18 protein-coding genes are annotated in these 19,194 nt (G+C 70.8%); 9 read left to right on the forward strand and 9 right to left on the reverse strand.

The window, feature by feature from the left end:
* Positions 1 to 208 precede the first annotated feature (208 nt).
* The 5 genes from EP757_RS38730 to EP757_RS38750 all read left to right on the forward strand — a co-directional run bounded on the left by EP757_RS38730 (position 209) and on the right by EP757_RS38750 (position 5,524).
* Positions 209 to 1,330, forward strand: coding sequence for an ABC transporter substrate-binding protein (locus EP757_RS38730; protein WP_232050231.1), 1,122 nt, complete (start codon positions 209 to 211; stop codon positions 1,328 to 1,330).
* Positions 1,323 to 2,216, forward strand: a complete 894-nt coding sequence (locus EP757_RS38735; RefSeq protein ID WP_174262491.1) for an ABC transporter permease subunit — start codon at positions 1,323 to 1,325, stop codon at positions 2,214 to 2,216. The genes EP757_RS38730 and EP757_RS38735 overlap by 8 nt, the downstream gene beginning before the upstream one ends.
* Positions 2,204 to 3,001 (forward strand): ABC transporter permease, encoded by a 798-nt coding sequence (locus tag EP757_RS38740; RefSeq protein ID WP_232050232.1) that lies wholly within the window; start codon positions 2,204 to 2,206, stop codon positions 2,999 to 3,001. Before EP757_RS38735 ends, EP757_RS38740 begins: the two co-directional genes overlap by 13 nt.
* Positions 2,998 to 4,023, forward strand: coding sequence for an ABC transporter ATP-binding protein (locus tag EP757_RS38745; protein ID WP_127553301.1), 1,026 nt, complete (start codon positions 2,998 to 3,000; stop codon positions 4,021 to 4,023). Before EP757_RS38740 ends, EP757_RS38745 begins: the two co-directional genes overlap by 4 nt.
* Positions 4,024 to 4,144: 121 nt before the next feature.
* Positions 4,145 to 5,524 carry a cellulase family glycosylhydrolase gene (locus EP757_RS38750; RefSeq protein WP_232050233.1) on the forward strand — a complete coding sequence of 460 codons (1,380 nt, stop codon included), beginning with the start codon at positions 4,145 to 4,147 and terminating at the stop codon, positions 5,522 to 5,524.
* Between the two features lie 657 nt (positions 5,525 to 6,181).
* Here EP757_RS38750 and EP757_RS38755 read toward each other — a convergent pair.
* Positions 6,182 to 7,189 carry a sulfotransferase gene (locus EP757_RS38755; RefSeq protein WP_127553303.1) on the reverse strand — a complete coding sequence of 336 codons (1,008 nt, stop codon included), beginning with the start codon at positions 7,187 to 7,189 and terminating at the stop codon, positions 6,182 to 6,184.
* A 72-nt stretch (positions 7,190 to 7,261) separates the two neighbouring features.
* Here EP757_RS38755 and EP757_RS38760 point away from each other — a divergent pair, with 72 nt between their 5' ends.
* Positions 7,262 to 7,609: an MmcQ/YjbR family DNA-binding protein gene (locus EP757_RS38760; protein WP_127553304.1), complete on the forward strand. Its 348-nt coding sequence runs from the start codon at positions 7,262 to 7,264 to the stop codon at positions 7,607 to 7,609.
* A 37-nt stretch (positions 7,610 to 7,646) separates the two neighbouring features.
* On the opposite strand, the gene EP757_RS38765 is transcribed toward EP757_RS38760, so the two are convergent.
* Genes EP757_RS38765 through EP757_RS38785 form a run of 5 tightly spaced genes read right to left on the reverse strand, consistent with a single transcriptional unit; the run spans position 7,647 to position 12,517 of the window.
* Positions 7,647 to 8,435: an ABC transporter ATP-binding protein gene (locus tag EP757_RS38765; protein WP_127553305.1), complete on the reverse strand. Its 789-nt coding sequence runs from the start codon at positions 8,433 to 8,435 to the stop codon at positions 7,647 to 7,649.
* Positions 8,432 to 9,475 carry an iron chelate uptake ABC transporter family permease subunit gene (locus EP757_RS38770; RefSeq protein WP_127553306.1) on the reverse strand — a complete coding sequence of 348 codons (1,044 nt, stop codon included), beginning with the start codon at positions 9,473 to 9,475 and terminating at the stop codon, positions 8,432 to 8,434. Before EP757_RS38770 ends, EP757_RS38765 begins: the two co-directional genes overlap by 4 nt.
* Entirely contained in the window at positions 9,472 to 10,485 is a 1,014-nt protein-coding gene (locus EP757_RS38775) for an iron ABC transporter permease (RefSeq protein WP_127553307.1), read from the reverse strand. The genes EP757_RS38770 and EP757_RS38775 overlap by 4 nt, the downstream gene beginning before the upstream one ends.
* Positions 10,485 to 11,477, reverse strand: coding sequence for an iron-siderophore ABC transporter substrate-binding protein (locus EP757_RS38780; protein ID WP_127553308.1), 993 nt, complete (start codon positions 11,475 to 11,477; stop codon positions 10,485 to 10,487). The genes EP757_RS38775 and EP757_RS38780 overlap by 1 nt, the downstream gene beginning before the upstream one ends.
* Positions 11,477 to 12,517 carry an ABC transporter substrate-binding protein gene (locus tag EP757_RS38785; protein ID WP_127553309.1) on the reverse strand — a complete coding sequence of 347 codons (1,041 nt, stop codon included), beginning with the start codon at positions 12,515 to 12,517 and terminating at the stop codon, positions 11,477 to 11,479. Before EP757_RS38785 ends, EP757_RS38780 begins: the two co-directional genes overlap by 1 nt.
* A 213-nt stretch (positions 12,518 to 12,730) precedes the next feature.
* Between EP757_RS38785 and EP757_RS38790 the strand changes: the two genes are divergently transcribed.
* The 3 genes from EP757_RS38790 to EP757_RS38800 are packed head-to-tail and all read left to right on the forward strand — an operon-like array spanning position 12,731 to position 15,545.
* Positions 12,731 to 13,681 carry a FecCD family ABC transporter permease gene (locus tag EP757_RS38790; protein WP_370457883.1) on the forward strand — a complete coding sequence of 317 codons (951 nt, stop codon included), beginning with the start codon at positions 12,731 to 12,733 and terminating at the stop codon, positions 13,679 to 13,681.
* Positions 13,678 to 14,715 (forward strand): iron chelate uptake ABC transporter family permease subunit, encoded by a 1,038-nt coding sequence (locus tag EP757_RS38795; protein WP_127553310.1) that lies wholly within the window; start codon positions 13,678 to 13,680, stop codon positions 14,713 to 14,715. The genes EP757_RS38790 and EP757_RS38795 overlap by 4 nt, the downstream gene beginning before the upstream one ends.
* Positions 14,716 to 14,738: 23 nt before the next feature.
* On the forward strand, positions 14,739 to 15,545 hold the full coding sequence (locus EP757_RS38800) for an ABC transporter ATP-binding protein (RefSeq protein WP_127554661.1): 807 nt from the start codon (positions 14,739 to 14,741) through the stop codon (positions 15,543 to 15,545).
* A 24-nt stretch (positions 15,546 to 15,569) separates the two neighbouring features.
* On the opposite strand, the gene EP757_RS38805 is transcribed toward EP757_RS38800, so the two are convergent.
* Genes EP757_RS38805 through EP757_RS38815 form a run of 3 tightly spaced genes read right to left on the reverse strand, consistent with a single transcriptional unit; the run spans position 15,570 to position 19,157 of the window.
* Positions 15,570 to 16,619, reverse strand: coding sequence for an Ldh family oxidoreductase (locus tag EP757_RS38805; protein WP_127553311.1), 1,050 nt, complete (start codon positions 16,617 to 16,619; stop codon positions 15,570 to 15,572).
* Between the two features lie 10 nt (positions 16,620 to 16,629).
* The gene (locus EP757_RS38810; protein ID WP_232050234.1) at positions 16,630 to 18,351 is read right to left on the reverse strand and encodes a thiamine pyrophosphate-dependent enzyme; all 1,722 of its coding nucleotides are present in this window, start codon (positions 18,349 to 18,351) and stop codon (positions 16,630 to 16,632) included.
* A complete protein-coding gene (locus EP757_RS38815) occupies positions 18,288 to 19,157 on the reverse strand; it encodes an amidohydrolase (RefSeq protein WP_127553312.1) in 870 nt (289 codons plus the stop codon). Before EP757_RS38815 ends, EP757_RS38810 begins: the two co-directional genes overlap by 64 nt.
* Positions 19,158 to 19,194: the final 37 nt, after the last annotated feature.

Here is a 19,194-nt window from a genome sequence, read left to right on the forward strand (position 1 = left end):
AGACGGCGGTCACAACGAGCCGGTTCTGTAACAAGAGATCACTTTCGATCACGACGGCCACGTGGGAGAGTCCGGTTCAGACGGCGGAAACCCTGCCCCGGGCAAATGTCGCCGGACGGCTTCCTGCCGTACTCCTCCCCTCAACCCAGCACTCTCATGATCCACCCAGCGCGCATCGGATCCCGGTGCCGCAGAAGGAGGAACAACAGTGCGCAAGCTTTCCCGCTCGGCCGCGGTGACCCTGACGGCCGCGACCATGATCTCGCTGACCGCCGCGTGCTCGCCGCCCGAGTCCGAATCCGAGTCCTCGTCGAGCGGCGCGGCCACCGCCACCAGCGCGGCCGACCTGGGCGGACTGGACGCCCTGGTCACCGAGGCGAAGAAGGAGGGCGCGCTCAACGTGATCGCCCTGCCACCGGACTGGGCGAACTACGGCGAGATCATCAAGGCGTTCGGCGACAAGTACGGCATCAAGGTCAACTCGGCGCAGCCGGACGGCTCCAGCCAGGACGAGATCAACGCCGCGACGCAGCTCAAGGGCCAGGACAGCGCGCCGGACGTGTTCGACCTCGGCATGTCGGTGGCGACCGCCAACACCGCGCTGTTCGCGCCGTACAAGGTGTCGACCTTCGACGAGATCCCGGCGGACCTCAAGGAGGCGAACGGCGCCTACGTCAACGACTACGGCGGCTACATGTCGATCGGCTACGACAGCGCCAAGGTCCCGGCCCCGACCAGCGTGGCCGACCTGCTGAAGGCCGAGTACAAGGGCAAGGTCGCGCTCAACGGCGACCCGACCCAGGCCGGCGCGGCGTTCGGCGGCGTGCAGATGGCGTCGATCGCGAACGGCGGCACCGCTGAGGACATCAAGCCCGGCGTCGACTTCTTCAGCCGGCTCAAGAAGGCCGGCAACTTCCTGCCGGTCGACCCGACCTCGGCCACCATCGAGTCCGGCCAGACCCCCGTCGTCTTCGACTGGGACTACCTGAACGCCGCGCAGTCCACGAAGACCCCGACCTGGAAGGTCTTCCTGCCGCCGAACGCCGTCCTGGGCTCGTACTACGCCCAGGCGATCAGCAAGGACGCCCCGCACCCGGCCGCCGCCCGCCTGTGGCAGGAGTTCCTCTACTCCGACGAGGGCCAGAACCTGTGGCTCAAGGGCGGCGCCCGCCCGGTCCGCGCCGAGGCCATGCAGAAGGCCGGCACCATCGACGCGACGGCGTTCGCCGCCCTGCCCGAGGTCGCCGGCACCCCGGTGATCCCGACCGAGGCGCAGAACACCGCGGCGAAGGAGTACCTGACCGCGAACTGGGCCAAGGCAATTGGCTGAGATCGCCTCGGCCGCTCCGCAGCGCGTGGCCACCCGGCCGCGCCTGCGGGGCGCCGCACTGCTCGGGACGGTGCCGTTCTTCGCCTACGTGACGATCTTCCTGATCATCCCGACGCTGGTCGTGGTGATCGGCGCGTTCGCGTCGGACGACGGCGGATTCACCCTCGCCAACGTCGGCTCGCTCGGCGACGCGTACATCGTGGAAGCCTTCGGCCGCAGCATCGCGCTCTCCGCGATGAGCGCGCTGATCGGCGCGATCCTCGGCGCCGTCCTCGCCTACGCCCTGGTCACCGCCCGCTCCGACGGCGTGCTGCGCCGGGTGGTCACCGCCGCCGCCGGCGTGCTCGCCCAGTTCGGCGGCGTCACCCTGGCCTTCGCCTTCCTGGCGACGATCGGCCTCTCCGGCTTCCTCACCCTCTGGCTGTCCGAGCACGGCATCGATCTGTACGCCGGCGGCGTGTGGCTCTTCGAACTCCCCGGGCTGACACTCGTCTACACGTACTTCCAGATCCCGCTCATGGTGATCGTCTTCCTGCCCGCCCTCGACGGCATCCGCCCGCAGTGGCGTGAGGCGGCCGAGAGTCTCGGCGGGACCACCTGGCAGTACTGGACCCGGGTCGCCGGTCCCCTGCTCGCGCCGGCCTTCCTCGGCTCGACGCTGCTGCTGTTCGCCAACGCCTTCTCCGCGTACGCGACGGCGGCGGCCCTGGTCAGCCAGGGCAGCCCGATCGTGCCGCTGCAGATCCGCGGCGCCCTGACCAGCGAGGTCGTCCTCGGACAGGCGAACCTCGGCAAGGCGATGGCGCTCGGCATGGTGATCGTCGTGGCGGTCGTGATGACGCTCTACTCCCTCCTGCAGCGAAGGACGGCGAAGTGGCTGGGTTAGCCGTCAAGCGCGCTCGCCGGCAGCGCCTCTTCCGCTGGTGCGTGTTCCTCGTACTGGGAACGTTCTTCCTGCTCCCCCTCGCGGCCATGGTGGAGTTCAGCACCCGGGACGCGAAGACCTGGCCGCTGCTGGTGAACTGGCCGGAGCTGAGCAGCACCTACCCGGACCTCGCGAACGGCATCGTGGCCTCGCTGTTCCAGGCGGCGCTCACCTCCCTGCTCATGCTGGTGCTGCTCGTGCCGACCGCGATCTGGGTCCGGCTGCGGCTGCCGAAGCTGCGTCCGCTGGTCGAGTTCCTCTGCCTGCTGCCGCTCACCATCCCGGCGATCGTGCTGGTGGTGGGCCTGGCCCCGGTGTACGCGTGGGTCAACTACTTCCTCGGCGGCTCCTCGCTGACCCTGGTCTTCGCGTACACGATCCTCGTCCTGCCCTACGCCTACCGGGCGATCGACGCCGGACTCTCGGCGATCGACGTGAAGACGCTCGCCGAGGCGGCCCGCAGCCTCGGGTCCGGGTGGACGACGGTGATCTGGCGGGTGGTGCTGCCGAACATCCGCTCGGCGGTACTCTCCGCGGCGTTCCTCACCGTGGCGCTGGTGCTCGGCGAGTTCACCATCGCGTCCCTGCTGCACCGCACCAACCTGCAGGTCGCCATCGACTACCTCGGCAAGAGCAGCGCCACCATGTCGGTCGCGGTGTCGCTCGCCGCCCTGCTGCTGGCGTTCGTGCTGCTGATCGTTCTATCCCTGTTCGGCGACCGTCGTACCGCCAAGGAGAAGTCATGACCGGCGTAGCAGTGCACCTGGAGGGGTTGCGCCGGACCTTCGGCGCGACGCACGCCCTCGACGACCTGGATCTGAAGATCGAGCCGGGTGAGCTGATCGCCCTGCTCGGCCCGTCCGGCTGCGGCAAGACCACCGCGCTGCGGATCCTCGCCGGCCTCGACGACGCCGACGCGGGACGGGTCCTGGTGGGCGGGAAGGACGTCACGGCCCTGGGCGCCAACAAACGGGGCATGGGGATGGTGTTCCAGGCGTACAGCCTCTTCCCGCACCTGGACGCCCAGCGCAACGTGGAGTTCGGCCTGCGCCTCCGGGGTTCTCGAGATGCTTCCGCGAAGGCGTCGGAGATGCTGGAACTCGTCGGTCTCGCATCGTTCGCCAAGCGCTTCCCGCACCAGCTCTCCGGCGGGCAGCAGCAGCGGGTCGCGCTGGCGCGCGCCCTGGCCATCGAACCCCAGGTGCTTCTTCTGGATGAGCCGCTCTCGGCCCTCGATGCCAAGGTACGGGTACAGCTCCGTGACGAGATCCGCCGCATCCAGACCGAGGTCGGCACCACGACGCTCTTCGTGACGCACGACCAGGAGGAGGCGCTCGCGGTCGCCGACCGGGTGGGCGTCATGCGGGCCGGCAGGCTGGAGCAGCTGGCGGCGCCGGCCGAGGTCTACCTGAGGCCGGCGACCGCGTTCGTGGCCGACTTCGTGGGCCTGAGCAACCGCCTGCCGGGAACGGTCACCGGCGACGTGGTCTCGGTGCTCGGGGCGCGGCTCCCGCTGGTCACGCCGCACACCGGGGACGCCGCGGTGACCGCCCTGGTCCGGCCGGAGTCCGTTGCCGTCTCTCCCGACGCCTCTTCTCCCGCGAGGGTCCTCACGGCCAGCTTCCTCGGGCCCACCAGCCGCGTCACGGTCGCCGTCGGCGATCAGCTCGTCGTCGCTCAGGTGCCGAGTGGACAGCTTCCCGCGCTGGCCCCCGGCACGGCGGTCCGGCTCGACATCGCGCCTGTCCCGGTGGCCCTGGAGAGCTGATCGCGATGCCCGGTCGCCCGGCGGCCGGGCATCGCCCGTTTTACACACCTCGATGCCCGGGTTAGAGTCGTGGTCCTTGGGAGCGCTCCCAATCCCCGATCCCCTCCCCCGAGGTGCAACTGTGAAACGCAGAGCGAAGCTCATCCTGGCCACGGCGTTCGCCGTGGCCCTCGCGTCGGGCACCGCGTTCTTCGCGCTGCCGGCCGGCGCCGAGACCGCCACCTTCACCGTGTCGAACTCCTGGAGCAACGGTTACCAGGGGCAGGTGACGGTCACGAACGACACGTCGTCGGCGATCAACACCTGGAAGGTGGAGCTGACGCTACCCGCCGGCACCACTGTGGGCCAGGCCTGGAACACGACGATGACCGTCTCCGGCTCGACCTACACGTTCACGCCGGCCGGATGGAACGCGACGATCGCGGCCGGGTCCGCCACGAACTTCGGCTTCATCGCCAGCGGTTCCGGTCGTCCCACGTCCTGCCTGGTCAACGGCAAGTCGTGCACGGGAACCGTCTCTCCCTCCCCGTCCGCCTCCGTGTCGTCATCCCCGTCGCCGTCCACCTCGCAGCCCTCGTCGGGCACCCCCGTGGAGGTCAACGGGAACCTGCGGGTCTGCGGGACCAAGCTGTGCAACGAGCACGGCGGCGTGGTCCAGCTGAAGGGCATGAGCACGCACGGTCTGCAGTGGTTCCCCAGCTGCTACACCGACGCCTCGCTCGACGTCCTCGCGAACGACTGGAACGCCGACCTCCTCCGGATCTCCATGTACGTCCAGGAGGGCGGCTACGAGACCAACCCGAGCGGCTTCACAGCGCAGGTCAACAACCTCGTCGACAAGGCCACCGCACGCGGCCTCTACGCGCTCGTCGACTTCCACATCCTCACGCCGGGCGACCCCAACTACAACCTGGACCGCGCCAAGACCTTCTTCCGCGAGGTCTCCGCGCGCAACGCCGCGAAGAAGAACGTGATCTACGAGATCGCGAACGAGCCGAACGGCGTGAGCTGGGCCCAGATCAAGAACTACGCCGAGCAGGTCATCCCGGTGATCCGCGCGAACGACCCGGACGCCGTCGTGATCGTCGGCAGCCGCGGCTGGTCGTCGCTCGGCGTCTCCGAGGGCTCGTCGTCGTCCGAGATCGTGAGCAACCCGGTGAACGCGTCGAACGTGATGTACGCGTTCCACTACTACGCCGCGTCGCACAAGGACAACTACCGCGCCGAGGTGGAGCGGGCCGCCGCCTCGATCCCGCTGTTCGTCACCGAGTTCGGCACCGTCACCTACACCGGTGACGGCGCCGTCGACGTGGCCGGCAGCAACGCGTGGTTCGACCTGCTCGACCGCTTGAAGATCGGCTACGCGAACTGGACGTACTCCGACGCGAGCGAGGGCAGCGCCGCCTTCAAGCCGGGCACCTGCAACGCCGGCGCCTTCGCCGGCACCGGCTCCCTCACCGAGTCGGGCGCCCTGCTGCGCAACCGCCTGCGCGCCTCCTGATGAACTCCGGGCACCGGTTGTAAGGGGCCGGTGCCCGGTCTCACCTCTTGTACAGGAGGCGCTCGGCGAGTGTGGCCGCCGGCCGCGTCCTGCTCCTCGCGCAGCCGCAGGCACACGTAGTCGTTGCGGTCGAGTGCATGGGACTTCCCTCGTAGGTCGATCAGCACGGGCACGTGGCCGGCGCCCCGCATCAGGCGAGCCTGCCGCACGGCGACGACCAGCGCATCGTGTCACCCGCCCTCGGTCCACGATCACCGCGCAGGCACTCCGCGGCTGTGACCCATTGCTGCCCCACAGGCCGGCCGACAGCCATGAACCACAGCCGGGCAGGTCCGGCTGTGACCCATCGCTGTCCCGAGGGCCGAACAACAGCCATGAACCACAGCCGGGCAGGTCCGGCTGTGACCCATCGCTGTCCCACAGGCCGGCCGACAGCCATGAACCACAGCCGGCAGGTCCGGCTGTGACCCATCGCTGTCCTGAGGGCTGAACGACAGCCATGAGTCACAGCCGGACCCGCCCGGCCGCACGCCCGCACGCCCGCACGCCCGCCCGGCCGCACGCCCGCGCCGAGTCGACGCCCGAACAACCGGACCCGCCCGGCCACACGCCGGCACCGAGTCGACGCCCGGATTGTCGCTCTCTTGTGCGGCCGGGTCAGCGGGCGGACGGCTGGGACGGTGCGGAGAGGCGGGCGGGGAGGGCGGGGCCCCGGGTTCGGCTGCGGAGGCTTCCGCGGACGTCGCCGGCGCGGAGGCGGGCCGGGCCCAGGCGGTCGCGCATGGCCAGCCAGGTGCGGGTGGCCCGGGCACGCGGCGTGCGGTGCGCGGTCGTGGAGAGCTGGTAGCCGAGACGGGTCAGGCGGTCGCCGAAGACGGACTCGCAGCGTTCGATCTCGTCGGCGGTGAGGCGCCGCTGCCAGCTGGCCACCCGGGCCGTCGTCACGTCGGAGTGGGTGAGGGAGTGCCAGGTCTTGTACTCCGGGACGGCCACCTTCGCCATCGCCGACGGGCGGGCCATCGCCGGGTCGTACTCCTCACCGAGGAACGCGCAGATCCCCTGCAGATGAGGGGCGGGGTCGGCGCAGAGGTCCTCGTAGCGCACCTGGTGGTAGACGTCGGCCGGGTAGTCGCGGGCCGCCCGCATCGAGGCGTCCGCCGACCGGGCCCAGGTGTCGACGAGTTTGCCGAAGTCGGCGGGACCCCACGGCGTCTCCTTGAGCGAGGCCACGCAGTCCCGGCCGTCGCGCAGGATGTTGATGATCTGCGCGTCCGGGAACAGCCGGAGGATGATCGGCAGGTTGCGCAGGTAGGACGGCCGCTTGTCACCCCACCGGGGCTTGCCGAAGCGCTGGGCGTACATCTTGAAGATCGTCCCGAAGGCGGAGCCGAGGGTGGGCGGCGCCGCGACGACCGCCTCGACCACCTCGGGGCCGGCCAGTCCGAGGTCGTCGAAGTGCGGGGACGCGACGATCCACTCGGCGAGGGCGCGGCGCTGCGACGGGGCGCTGAGGTCGCCGTATTCGTGCCGGCGCTCGTAGGCGGGCAGCAGGAAGCGGCTCTCCGGAGGCAGCGCGATCCGCGGGTGGGCGTGCAGCATCAGTTGGAGCATCGTCGTACCGGACCTGGGGCAGCCGACGACGAAGATGGGGCGGTCACTCGACATGCCTTAGACCGTAAAGTAGTTTTTGTCCTTTTTGCAAAGAAAGTCACATCTATATGGAGGACAACCGGTGTCATGAACGCATCTGAGCTGCTGAGACTCTGCCTCGCGAAGCCCGGCGCCTGGCAGGACGAACCCTGGGAGGGCGATGTGGTCGTGAAGGTCGGGGCCAAGATCTTCGCGTTCGTCGGGGATCCGGTGAAGAGCGAGACCGTCGGCGTCAAGTGCGGCAAGGGCCGGGACGCCGCCGACGAGTGGCTGGCGAGGTACCCGGAGGACGCGTCCGCGAGCGCCTACATCGGGCGGCACGGGTGGAACACGCTCCGATTCGGGGGCGCCATCCCGGACGAGGAGATCATCGAAGCGGTGGACGCCTCGTACGAAGCGGTGGTCCGAACCCTGCCCAAGAAGGACCGTCCCTGAACCTACGGGCGAGAAGGGCGGGGCGGGCGCGACCTGATCAGTGATCCTGGGGCAGCGGGATGACCAGCGGAGTGCCGGTGGCCGGGTCCGGGACCACCATCGCTCGCAGGCCGAACACCTCGTCGAGAAGCGCCGGCGTGAGTACCTCCTCCGGCGTGCCGGTGGCGGCGATCCGGCCGTCCTTCATGGCGATCAGGACGTCGGCGTAGCGGGCCGCGAGGGAGAGGTCGTGCAGGACCATCACGACGGTCCGGCCCTTCTCCCGGTGCAGCCGGCGGACCAGGTCGAGCACGTCGATCTGGTGGGCCAGGTCGAGGAAGGTGGTCGGCTCGTCGAGCAGCAGCAGGTCGGTGCCCTGGGCCAGGGCCATGCTGATCCACGCCCGCTGCCGCTGCCCACCCGAGAGGGCGTCGACCGGGCGGGCGGCGAAGTCGAGCATGCCGGTCCAGCGCAGCGCGTCGGCGACCAGCTCCTCGTCATCGCCGGACCACTGGCGGAACCAGGTCTGGTGCGGGTGGCGGCCGCGCATCACCAGGTCGGCGACGGTCAGGCCGTCCGGCGCGGTCGGCGACTGCGGGAGCACACCGAGGACCCGGGCGACCTCCCTGGTCGGAAGCTTGTCGATCTGCTTGCCGTCGAGCAGGACCTGGCCGCCGGTCGGTTTCAGGAGCCGGCCGAGGGCGCGGAGGACCGTGGACTTGCCGCAGCCGTTCGGGCCGATGATCACGGTGATCTGGCCACTCTCCAGTGATATGTCCAGATTTTTCGTGACTTCGGTATCCCCGTACGCCAAATCGAGGTTGACACCGCTCAACCGGGAACTCACCCGCTGATCCTCCGGGAACGTCGTACCAGCAACCACAAGAGATAGGGAGTGCCGACCATCGCCGTCAGCAGGCCGACCGGCAGCTCCTCCGGCGCGATCACGATCCTGGCGAGCAGGTCGCAGCCGACCACCAGGAAGGCGCCGAGCACCGCCGACGCGATCAGCGGCGGACGGCTGCCACCGCAGAGCCGCACCGCGATCTGGGGAACCACGAACGCCACGAACTCGATCGGCCCGGCGGCGGCGACAGCGGCGGCGGCCAGAGCGGCGGCTACGACGACGACGGCGAGTTGCGCGCTCTGCAGCCGCAGCCCGAGCCCCCGGGCGGTGTCCTCACCGAACTGCAGCACCCGCAGCGCGAGCGTGACGGCGAGAGCGGCCGGAAGAAGGACCACAAGGGCGAGGGCCAGAGGGCGTACGTGGGACCAGTCCCGCCCGGCCAGGGACCCGCTGAGCCAGATACTGGCCCTGGTGGTGTCCGCCTGGTCGGCCTTGAGCAGCAGGTAGGACGTGATGCCGGCGAGCAGCTGGCCGGCACCGAGCCCGATCAGCACGAGCCGATAGCCGTCGATGCCCTGCCGCCAGGCGAGCAGGTAGATGCCGGCCGCGCTGATCAGGGCGCCCCCGAGGGCGGCGAAGGGAATGGAGCCGGCCCCGAGGACGATGGCCGCCACCGCCCCGGCCGACGCGCCGTAGGTCACGCCGAGCACGTCCGGGCTGGCGAGCGGGTTGCGGGCGAAGGTCTGAGTGAGCGCGCCGGCGACCGCGAGGGCCGCGCCGGCGAGCAGGCCGCAGAGCACCCGGGGCAGCCGCAGGTTGAGCAGGATGTGCCGTTCGATGCGGGTGCCGCCGCCGGTGGCGACCTCCCACACCGTCGACGGGCTGATCGGGAAGTCGCCGTGCCCGATCGCGGCCAGCCCGGCGGCGACCGTGGCGGCGACGGCGAGCAGGGTGATCGCGACGGTCCGGAGCGGGACGGCCGCGGAGACCGGCCCGGCTCGGAGCACGCGCCGGCCGGGCAGGGACAGCAGGGAGGTCATATCCGCACCATCCGGATCCGGCGGACCAGCCAGATGAAGAACGGCGCGCCGATGAACGCCAGCACGATCCCGGTCTGCAGTTCGGCGGGGCTGGCGATGAGCCGCCCGGCGACGTCGGCGATCAGCACCAGGCTCACCCCGAGCAACGCCGCGGACGGGATCAGCCAGCGGTGATCAGGACCGGTCAGGACCCGGGCGATGTGCGGGGCGATCAGGCCGGCGAACGCGAGCGGGCCCACCGCCGCGGTGGCCGCGCCGGCGAGGAGGACGATGGCGGCCACCCCGAGGGTACGGGCGGCAGCGACGTTCTGCCCGAGCGACCGGGCGACATCCTCGCCCAGTCCGAGCGCGTTGAGGGCCGGCGCGTTCACGGCGGCGACGACCAGCCCGGCGGCGATGAACGGCAGCACCGCCCACGCCGTCGCGTAGTCGCGCCCGGCGAGGGACCCGACCACCCAGAACCGGAAGACCGCGTTCGTCTCCGGGTCGCTGATCAGGATCGACGAGGTGAACGAGGCGAGCATCGCGCTGAGCGCCATACCGGCCAGGGCGAGGGTGACCGGGGTGGGCCCGCTGCTGCCGGCCGCGCCGAGCGTGACGACGACCACGCTGGCGACCAGGGCGCCGGCGAACGCGAACCAGACGTACTGGTGGAAGTCGCCGACGCCGAGGAACGCGATCGCCGCGACCACGGCGAAGGAGGCGCCCGCCGAGACGCCGAGCAGCCCGGGATCGGCGATCGGGTTGCGGGTGTGCCCCTGCATCAGCGCTCCGGCCGCCCCGAGCGCCGCGCCACAGAGGACCCCGAGCACGGTACGCGGACCGCGCAGCTCCCGGACCACGGCGGCCGCGTCCGAGGAGTCCGGCCGCACGAGCGCCTGCCACACCTCGGCGGGGTGCAGACTCTGCGCGCCGAGGCCGAGGCTGGCGAGCACCGCCACGACGGCGAGCACGAGCAGCCCGGCCAGCACGGCGGACCGGGACGACAGCCGCGTCCCGGCCACCGTCATCAGGCGCCCGCCGCCTTCGCCACGTCCGGCACCGTGGTGTCGATGAAGTACGGCACCGACAGCGGGCTCGGGTTGCGCAGCGCCATGAACGCGTCGCTCTCCAGGGCGATGTAGCTGCCCCGCTTGACCGCCGGCAGGTTCGTGAACAGCGTGTTCGCTTCGAGAGCGGCCTTCAGCTGCGGCTCGGTGTAGTAGATCAGCACCACGTCGGCGTCGATCGTCGCGATCTTCTCGAGGCTGAGCGTCACGGCGAAGTCGTCGCCGGGCAGCGCCGCCACGGCCGGGGCGAGTTTCATGCCCAGGTCGTTGAACGCCTTGACGGTCACGTCGGCGTCGGAGCGGAGGACACCGATCGTGCCCGCCTCGTACACCTGAGAGATCGTGAAGGTCTTGCCTGCCAGGTCCGGGTACTGCGTCGTGACGCCGTCCACCTTCGCCTGCACATCGGTGATGATCTGCTCACCCTGGCCGGTCTTGCCGAGCAGCTTCGCCGCCTGGCGCAGGGTGGTCTGCCACGGGTCCTCGAACGGCCCGGTCTCGTAGGCGGTGGTCGGCACGAGCGGCGAGAGCGCCTTGTACTCGTTGTCGATGTAGTAGTCGCCGCCGGCCAGGACCAGGTCCGGGTTGAGCGCGGCCACCTCCTCCGGATCCACACCGTTCTCGCCCTGGACCAGTTGCTTGGGCTCGGTGGTGAGCTTGGGCTTGGTCCACGGGTTGATGCCACCCTCGGCGACGGTCTGGTAGACGCCGACCGGCTGCACGCCGAGCAGGACCGCCGCGTCGACGTCGGCGTCGGAGAGCGCGACGACGCGTTCCGGCGCCTTCTCCACCGTGGTGGTGCCGAGCTTGTGGGTGACGCTGACCGGGTAGGCGCCGGCCGGGGCGCCGGAACCGGCCACCGCGGCGTCGTCATCGGAGGATGACGAGCCGCAGGCGGCGAGGGTCCCGGCCGTCAGCGTGAGAGCTACCAGCGAACCGAGGACCCGGTTCATCAGGCCAGCTTCTTGGACTTCGTGATGGCCGCGGTGAGGGCCTCGAGCAGCGGGGCGGCGCCGTTCCAGGAGTAGATCGGGACGGCCTGCCACGGGAAGACCTGGTTCGCCTTGACGGCGGGCAGCGCGTTCCAGGCCGGCTTCGAGGCCAGGTCCTTCGGCTGCAGGGTGCCGGTCCGCGCGTCCAGGAAGATGATGTCGGCGTGGTACTTGTCCGCGTTCTCCCAGCTCAGCGACTCGTAGTAGTCACCGCCGTCGGTCTTCTCCGGGACGATGATGTCGACGCCGAGCTCCTTGAAGTACATGATGTCGGACGACACCTTGGGGTTCGACACGTAGAAGATGTCGGCCGCGCCGGAGCCGGCGAGCACCTTGATGCCACCGCTCGCCTTGGCCGCGGCGGACAGGTCGGCGGCGGCCTTCTCGAAGCGGGCCTTGGCCTCGGTGACCTTCGGCGCGTTGAGGTCGGCGCCGAGGGAGGCGGCGAGCTCGGCGTAACGCTCGATCGGCTTGGTCAGCGGGACGCGGCCGACGGTGATGGTCGCGGCCGGGGCGAGGCCGAGGATCTTGTCCTTGCTCTCGTCCGGGATGTACCAGTAAGCGCCCGGGTCGAACATGTGGGTGATCAGCAGCTCGGGGCTGAGCGCCGCGTACTTCTCCACGGAGAACTCGCCCCAGGCGTTACCGATGATCTCGACCTTGCTGATGTCGAGGTCGCCGGCCTGGTCCTCGGCGGTGCCGTCGGCCTTCTTGGTCTCGCCGAAGACGCCGACGATGGAGTCCTGGAGACCCAGGTCGACCAGGGCGGCGGCGGTGCCGGTGAACGCGACGATCTTGCTGGGGGTCTTGTCGGCCTTCAGCTCCTTGGGCTGGTCGTCGGTGAACGACCAGGGGCCGGCAGCGGCGGCGGGGGCGGAGGCGGACGAGGAGGACCCGGTCTCCTCGTTGCCGCCACAGGCGCTGAGCAGCGCGCCGAGACCGGCGGCGCCGCCGGCGGCCAGCAGGCCACGACGGGACAAAGAAAGGTTCGAGTACGACATCTTCAAGTCTTTCTCATGGGTACGACCGGTCACTCGACCGCGTGGATGGTTAGGCTAACCTAACGAACCGAACGCGCGTCAACAGGATCCGCCGAAGCGTGACGGGAGCATCAACTGTCCACCTATGACATCCCCACGGATCAGGGGCTCCGTGAGGCGGTGAAGCCTGATCCGGCACCACCGGGGAGACGCTTCTCCGTACGACTCACCGGCCTGCTGATCTCGTTCCTCCTGCTGGCCCTGGTCCTGGTGCTCAGCATCGGTTTCGGCGCCCGGTTCCTCAGCATCGGCGAGGTGTGGTCCGGCCTCACCGACCCGTCGTCGGAGTACTACCGGATCGTCCACGAGATGCGGCTTCCGCGGACGCTGCTGGGCCTGATGGTCGGCATGGCGCTCGGCCTGGCCGGCGCGATCATGCAGGCGCTGACCCGCAACCCGCTCGCCGACCCCGGTCTGCTCGGCATCAACGCCGGCGCCTCGGCCGGCGTCGCCTCGGCAGCCGTCTTCCTCGGCATCGGCTCGTTCTACGGCTACATCTGGTTCGCGCTGGCCGGCGCCGCGATCGTCACCGCCATGGTGTACGCCGTCGGCGGTGGACGGTCGGCCACCCCGGCCCGGCTCGCCCTCGCCGGCGCCGCGCTGAACGCCACGCTGTACTCCTATGTGAGCGCCGCCCTGCTCTCCGACTCGCAGGCCATCGAGAAGGTCAAGTTCTGGACGGCCGGCTCGCTCGCCAGCGCCGACTTCCCCACGGTGACCCGGCTGCTGCCGTTCTTCCTGGCCGGCCTGATCGTGGCGCTGCTGTCGGCCCGCCCGCTGAACGCGCTGTCGCTCGGCGACGACGCGGCCCGTGCCCTCGGCGCCCGGCCCGCGGTGATCCGTACCGCGGTCATCGTGGCGGTCACGCTGCTCTGCGGCGGCGCCACCGCCGCCTGCGGCCCGATCGTCTTCGTCGGCCTGCTCGTGCCGCACATGGTCCGCCCGTTCGCCGGGCCCGACCTGCGCTGGCTGCTCCCGTACACCGCGGTGCTGGCGCCGGTGCTGCTGCTCGGCTCGGACGTGCTCGGCCGGATCCTCGGCAGCCCCGGCGAACTGCAGGTCGGCACGGTCACCGCGGTCCTCGGCGGCCCCCTGTTCCTCTATCTCGTGCGAGCCGCCAAATGACCACCGCCCTCGCCGGCAAACCGGCGTACTCGATCGGCACCCGCGTCGGCGTCCGGCCCCGGGCCGTCCTCGTCGGCGTGGTCGCCGTCGTCCTCACCGCCGCCATCGCGGTCATCACGCTCGGCACCGGCGAGTTCCCGATCGCGCCCGCCGACGTGGTGAAGACGCTCTTCGGCCAGGGCACCGCCGCCCAGGACTTCATCGTCAACGAGCTGCGCCTGCCCCGGGTGATCACCGCGATCCTGGTCGGGATGGCCCTCGCGGCAGGCGGCGCGGTCTTCCAATCACTGGTACGGAACCCGCTCGGCAGCCCGGACGTCCTCGGCATCACCAACGGCGCCAGCACCGCCGCGCTCGTCGTGGTGATCATCGGGGGCAGCAGCGCGCAGCTCTCCCTGGCCGCGGTGGCCGGCGGTCTCGGCGCGGCGCTGCTGATCCAGCTGATCGGCGGCCGGCACGGCCTGCACGGCTTCCGCTTCATCCTGGTCGGCATCGGGTTGTCGGCCATCTTCACCGGCATCAGCGGCTATCTGCTCACCCGTGGCGTGCAGATGGAGAACGCGCGGGCGCTGCTCTGGCTGACCGGCAGCCTCGACGGCCGGGACTGGCAACAGGCCGGGCCACTGCTCGGCGTCCTCGCCGTCACCCTGCCGATCCTGCTCCTGGCGTGCGGCCCCGGCCTCAGGATCCTGGAGATGGGCGATGACGCCGCGGCGGCGCTGGGGGTGCCGGTGCGCTTCCTCCGTACCCTCGCTCTCTTCACCGCGGCCCTCCTCGTGGCCTGCGCCGCGGCCGCGGCCGGACCGGTCGCCTTCGTCGCGCTCATCGCCCCTCATCTGGCGAAGAAGCTGACGAAGGCGCCCGGCCCCAACCTGATCCCGTCCCTCGCCATGGGAGCGCTGCTGCTGGTCGGCGCCGACTGGGTCGCGCAGCACACCCCGCGCGCCCTGCCGGTGGGCGTGGTGACCGGCATCGTCGGCGGCGCCTACCTGGTCGGGCTGCTCACCATGGAACGCCGGGCCGGGCGGATCTGATCATGACTAACACTGGAGAGAAGATGAGTCGCCTCAGCGGTACGGGAATGACTCTGGCGTACGACAAGCGGGTCATCGCCGAAGAGCTGAGCGTCGACATCCCGGACGGCTCGTTCACCGTCATCATCGGCCCGAACGCGTGCGGCAAGTCCACCCTGCTGCGGGCGCTGTCCCGGCTGCTCAAGCCGGCCGCCGGCACGGTGCTGCTGGACGGCAAGGACGTGCACTCGGTGCCGACCCGGGTGGTCGCCAAGACGCTCGGCCTGCTGCCGCAGTCGTCGATCGCGCCGGACGGCATCACGGTGGCCGAGCTGGTGGCCCGCGGCCGGTACCCGCACCAGAGCATCGTGCGGCGCTGGTCGGCCGAGGACGAGCGCGTGGTGACCGAGTCGATGGCCGCCACCAAGGTCGGCGACCTGGCCGACCGCAACGTCGACGAGCTGTCCGGCGGGCAGCGGCAGCGGGTCTGGCTCGCCATGGCGCTCGCCCAGCAGACGCCGCTGCTGCTGCTCGACGAGCCGACCACCTACCTGGACATCGCGCACCAGATCGAGGTGCTCGACCTCTGCGCCGAGCTGCACGAGACGCAGGGCCGCACGCTCGTCGCCGTCCTGCACGACCTCAACCACGCGGCCCGGTACGCCACCCACCTGATCGCCATGCGCGACGGCAGGATCGCGAAGGCCGGGCCGCCGGCCGAGGTGCTCACCGCCTCGCTGGTGGAGGACGTCTTCGGCCTGCCCTGCCGCGTCATCGACGACCCGGAGACGGGTACGCCGCTGGTCGTGCCGGCCGCCCGCCGGCGAGCCCCGTCCCCGGCAGCCCCCTGACCGCCGCCGGGGGCTTGATCGCTGTCAGACCGGGTTCACGGCCGGGACGGGGACTCCCCGCTTCGCGGCGGCCACCTGGAGTTCGGCCCAGACCTTGGGCGCGACCGGGACACCCGCGGCCGCACGCCGGGTGGCCACCGCCGCGCTGCCCTCGCCCGGGTAGCGGATCTCCACGTCCTCGTCGGCCCGGGGCAGGCCCTTGAGCGTCTCCAGGGTCGCGGCGACGGCCGGGCCGAACGCCTCCGCCTCGCCGAACGCGGCCGGGTCGAGGGCCAGGATCAGCGCGTTCTGCCGGTGCACCCGGCCCTGCGGGTCGTCGCCGTGGAACGAGCTGAAGATCGGCGCGCCGACCAGCACGCTGGTGATCAGCTCGAAGACGAGCGACATGCCGGCGCCCTTGGCCCCGCCGAGGGGCAGCGGCATCGTCGCGAGGTTCGGGTCGGTCGTGGGAGTGCCGTCGGCGGTCGCCGCCGTACCCTCGGGAAGCGTCTTGCCGGCGTTGCGGAACTGGGCGATCCTGCCGAGCGCGATGCCCGCCGTCGCCATGTCGAGCAGCGCCGGCGGGTGGCCGGGGGCCGGGACCGCGATCGAGAGCGGGCTGGTGGCGACGGCCGCGCCGGTGACGCCGGGGTACGCCATGTTCGGCATGCCGGCCACGAACGCGACGCCGACCAGGCCGGCGTCGGCGATCCGCGAGGTGTAGTAGCCGATCGCGCCGGTGTGGACGGTCCGGCGTACGCCCACCGCCCCGATCCCGCTGACCCGCGCCCGCGTGATCGCCTCGTCGGCGGCGGCCGTGAGCGCGACCGGCCCGGGCGCCCGGTCGGCGTCGAGGACGGCGACCGCCGGGCTGGTCGAGCCGAACACGAGCGAGGGCCGCGCCGAGGCCTCCCCCGAGTCGAGCAGTTCCAGGTAGCGCGGCACCCGGGAGACGCCGTGCGAGTCGACGCCGCGCAGACCGGCCCAGGTCAGGACGTCGGCGATGGTGGCGGCGTGATCCGGCGCCACGCCGGCGGCGGTGAACAGCGCGGTGGTGAAGGTCCGCAGGCCGGCGGCCGGTAGGACGACTTTCATGAGGGCCTCTTCAGCGGGTGACGTGGACGTTGAGGATCGCGGTGGTGCCGCTGCGGACCGCCTTGAGGGCGCGGTCCAGTGCGGGGGCGAGTTCGCCGGGGAGCGAGACGGTCTCGCCGTACATGCCGAAGGGCTCGGCGAACGCGGCGAGATCGGGCTGATCGCTGAGGTCGTTGCCGAGGAACTCCCCGGTCTCGACGGCGGCGCCCTGCGGGTAGAAGCGCAGGTGGTTCATCTTCATCGAGCGGTACTCGGTGTTGTTGAAGACGAGGATCAGCACCGGAAGTGCAAGGGCCTTGGCAGCCTGCAGCGACGGGATGACCGGGTTGTAGAGGAACGCCCCGTCGCCGACGGTGACGACGACGAGCGAGTCCGGCACGGCCAGCTTCACGCCGAGCGCCACCGCCATGCCCTGGCCGAGGCCGCCCTGCACGTAGAAGTACGAGTCGGGCTCGGTGCGCCGCAGATGACGCTGGACGACGCGGCTGTGGGTGATCGTCTCGTCGACGACGACGGAATCGCCGCCGATGGAAGACCGCAGCGTCGCCACCAGATGAACCGGATCGATCCCGTCCGCAGTCGCGGCGCGGGCCTCGGCGGCGGCGACCGCATCACCCTCCGGCGAGGCGAATACCGAAATATCCGGAATGTCGCCCGAGAAGCCCGCCGCCAGCGCGCGCAGGGTCGCGGCGACCCCGCCCTCCAGGTAGTAGTCGGCGTTCAGCACCTGGTAGGCGATGTGCGGCCGCTGCGGCACCTCGTCGATCACGATGATCTTCGCCCGGGCCGGCCGGGCACTGGGCGGATAGAACGGCGCCCGGCAGTTGATCAGAACGATCACATCGGCGGAATCGGCGTCGAGGTCGCTTCCGGCGTGCAGCGGATGCGTCCGCGGGAAGTTGACGCAGACCGCCGAGTTCGGCTCGACGACCGGGATCCCCAGCGTCTCGGCGAAGAGGACGAGCGCTTCCAGCCCGCCCTCCTCCCGCCCGGTGGTCTCGGTGACGATCACCGGGGAGACGGCCGAGGCGAGCACGTCGAGGACGGCCTGGATGTCCTCGGCCGCGCTGACCGTGGCGCCGGGAGCGACGACCTTCTTCACCTCGCGGTCGCCCCACGGATCGAGCAGCACTTCGAGGGGGATGTTGAGGTAGACCGGCCCGGCCGGCGCCCGGGACGCCAGCTCCGCGCCACGGGTGATCATGGTGGTCAGCGTGTGCACGCTGGCGGCCTGGTTCGACCACTTGGTGAACGGCGCGGCCATCTGGTGCGGGCCGCCGACCACGGACAGGTTGCGGTACCACTGGCCGCCCGGGTCCGGTCCCGGCCCGTCGCCGTAGGTGATCGACTCCGAGGAGGCCACCACCATCGGCACGCCGGCGAGCAGCGCGCCGTGCACGGCCATCGACCCTTGGAGCAGGCCCGGCCCGGCGTGCAGCAGCACACCCTGGGCCCGGCGGGTGATCAGGCCGTAACCGGTCGCCATGCCGACCGCCACGGTCTCGTGCAGCAGGTCCAGATAGCGGGGGCAGGGCAGGCCGTCGCGGTGCCGGCGGGCCAGCGACTCCCATACCGGGGCCCACTCGGACCCCGGCGAGGAGAAGAGGTAATCCGCGCCGGCCGCGGTGAACGCGCTGACGACCGCGTCGCCGCCGTCGGTCCGGTGCGTCATCGCGAGGCGGCCGAGATCGGCCAGTCGAGGACCTCGCAGATGCCCCGGCCCATGATCCACTCAAGCTCCTCCGGCGTGAAGTCGAAGTGCTTGGTGAACTGCTCGATCGTCTCCACGTAGCTGAGGCCGTGCCCGAGCAGCCGGGTGATGTCGGTGCCCCAGAAGCAGCGCTGCGGGCCCATCTTGTCGACCATCTCCCGCACGTACTTCTCGATGTTGAGGTTCGGGAAGGGCTGGGTCGAGTAGCCGGGCAGCGCCGACACCTTCACGTAGATGTTCGGGTGCGCGTGCAGGTCGGCGGTCTCCTGCACCCAGTACCCGATCGCGTCGTCGACGCAGCGGGCCATGATCCCCATGTGGTCGATGATGATCTTCAAGCCGGGGTGCTTCGCCGCGATGGCGCCGAGCTCGGCCTTCCAGATCGGCGCGTGCACCATCGTCGGGATGTTCAGTTCCTCGGCGAGCGGCCAGTACCAGTCGTTCGTGCCGTCGATCATCCAGTTGCGGTCGATCGGACGGTGGAACGTCAACCGGGTGCCCTTCACGTACGGGTTCTGCGCGAAGTCCTTGAGCATGGCCGCGCCCTCGGCGGGCTTGTTCTGCGGGATGCGGGCCATGATGCCGAAGCGGTCGGGGTGCGCCTCGCACGCCTCCAGGGCGTAATCGATGCGGTCGCCCTCCCAGGACGGCGGCAGGATCAGCGCCCGGTTCACACCGGCCTCGTCCATCAGGGCGAGGCACTCCTCGTAGCTGAACGGGTCCTCCCGGTGGCCGTTGAGCCGGATACGCTCGCGAGCACCCGGCACCCACGGGCGGTCCGGGGTCTCTTCCTTCCAGATGTGCACCTGGGAGTCGACGACGAACATGTGCGTTTCCTTTCTGACCGGCGGGACTGCTCACAAG

The sequence above is a fragment of the Actinoplanes sp. OR16 genome (assembly GCF_004001265.1).
Taxonomy (GTDB): domain Bacteria; phylum Actinomycetota; class Actinomycetes; order Mycobacteriales; family Micromonosporaceae; genus Actinoplanes.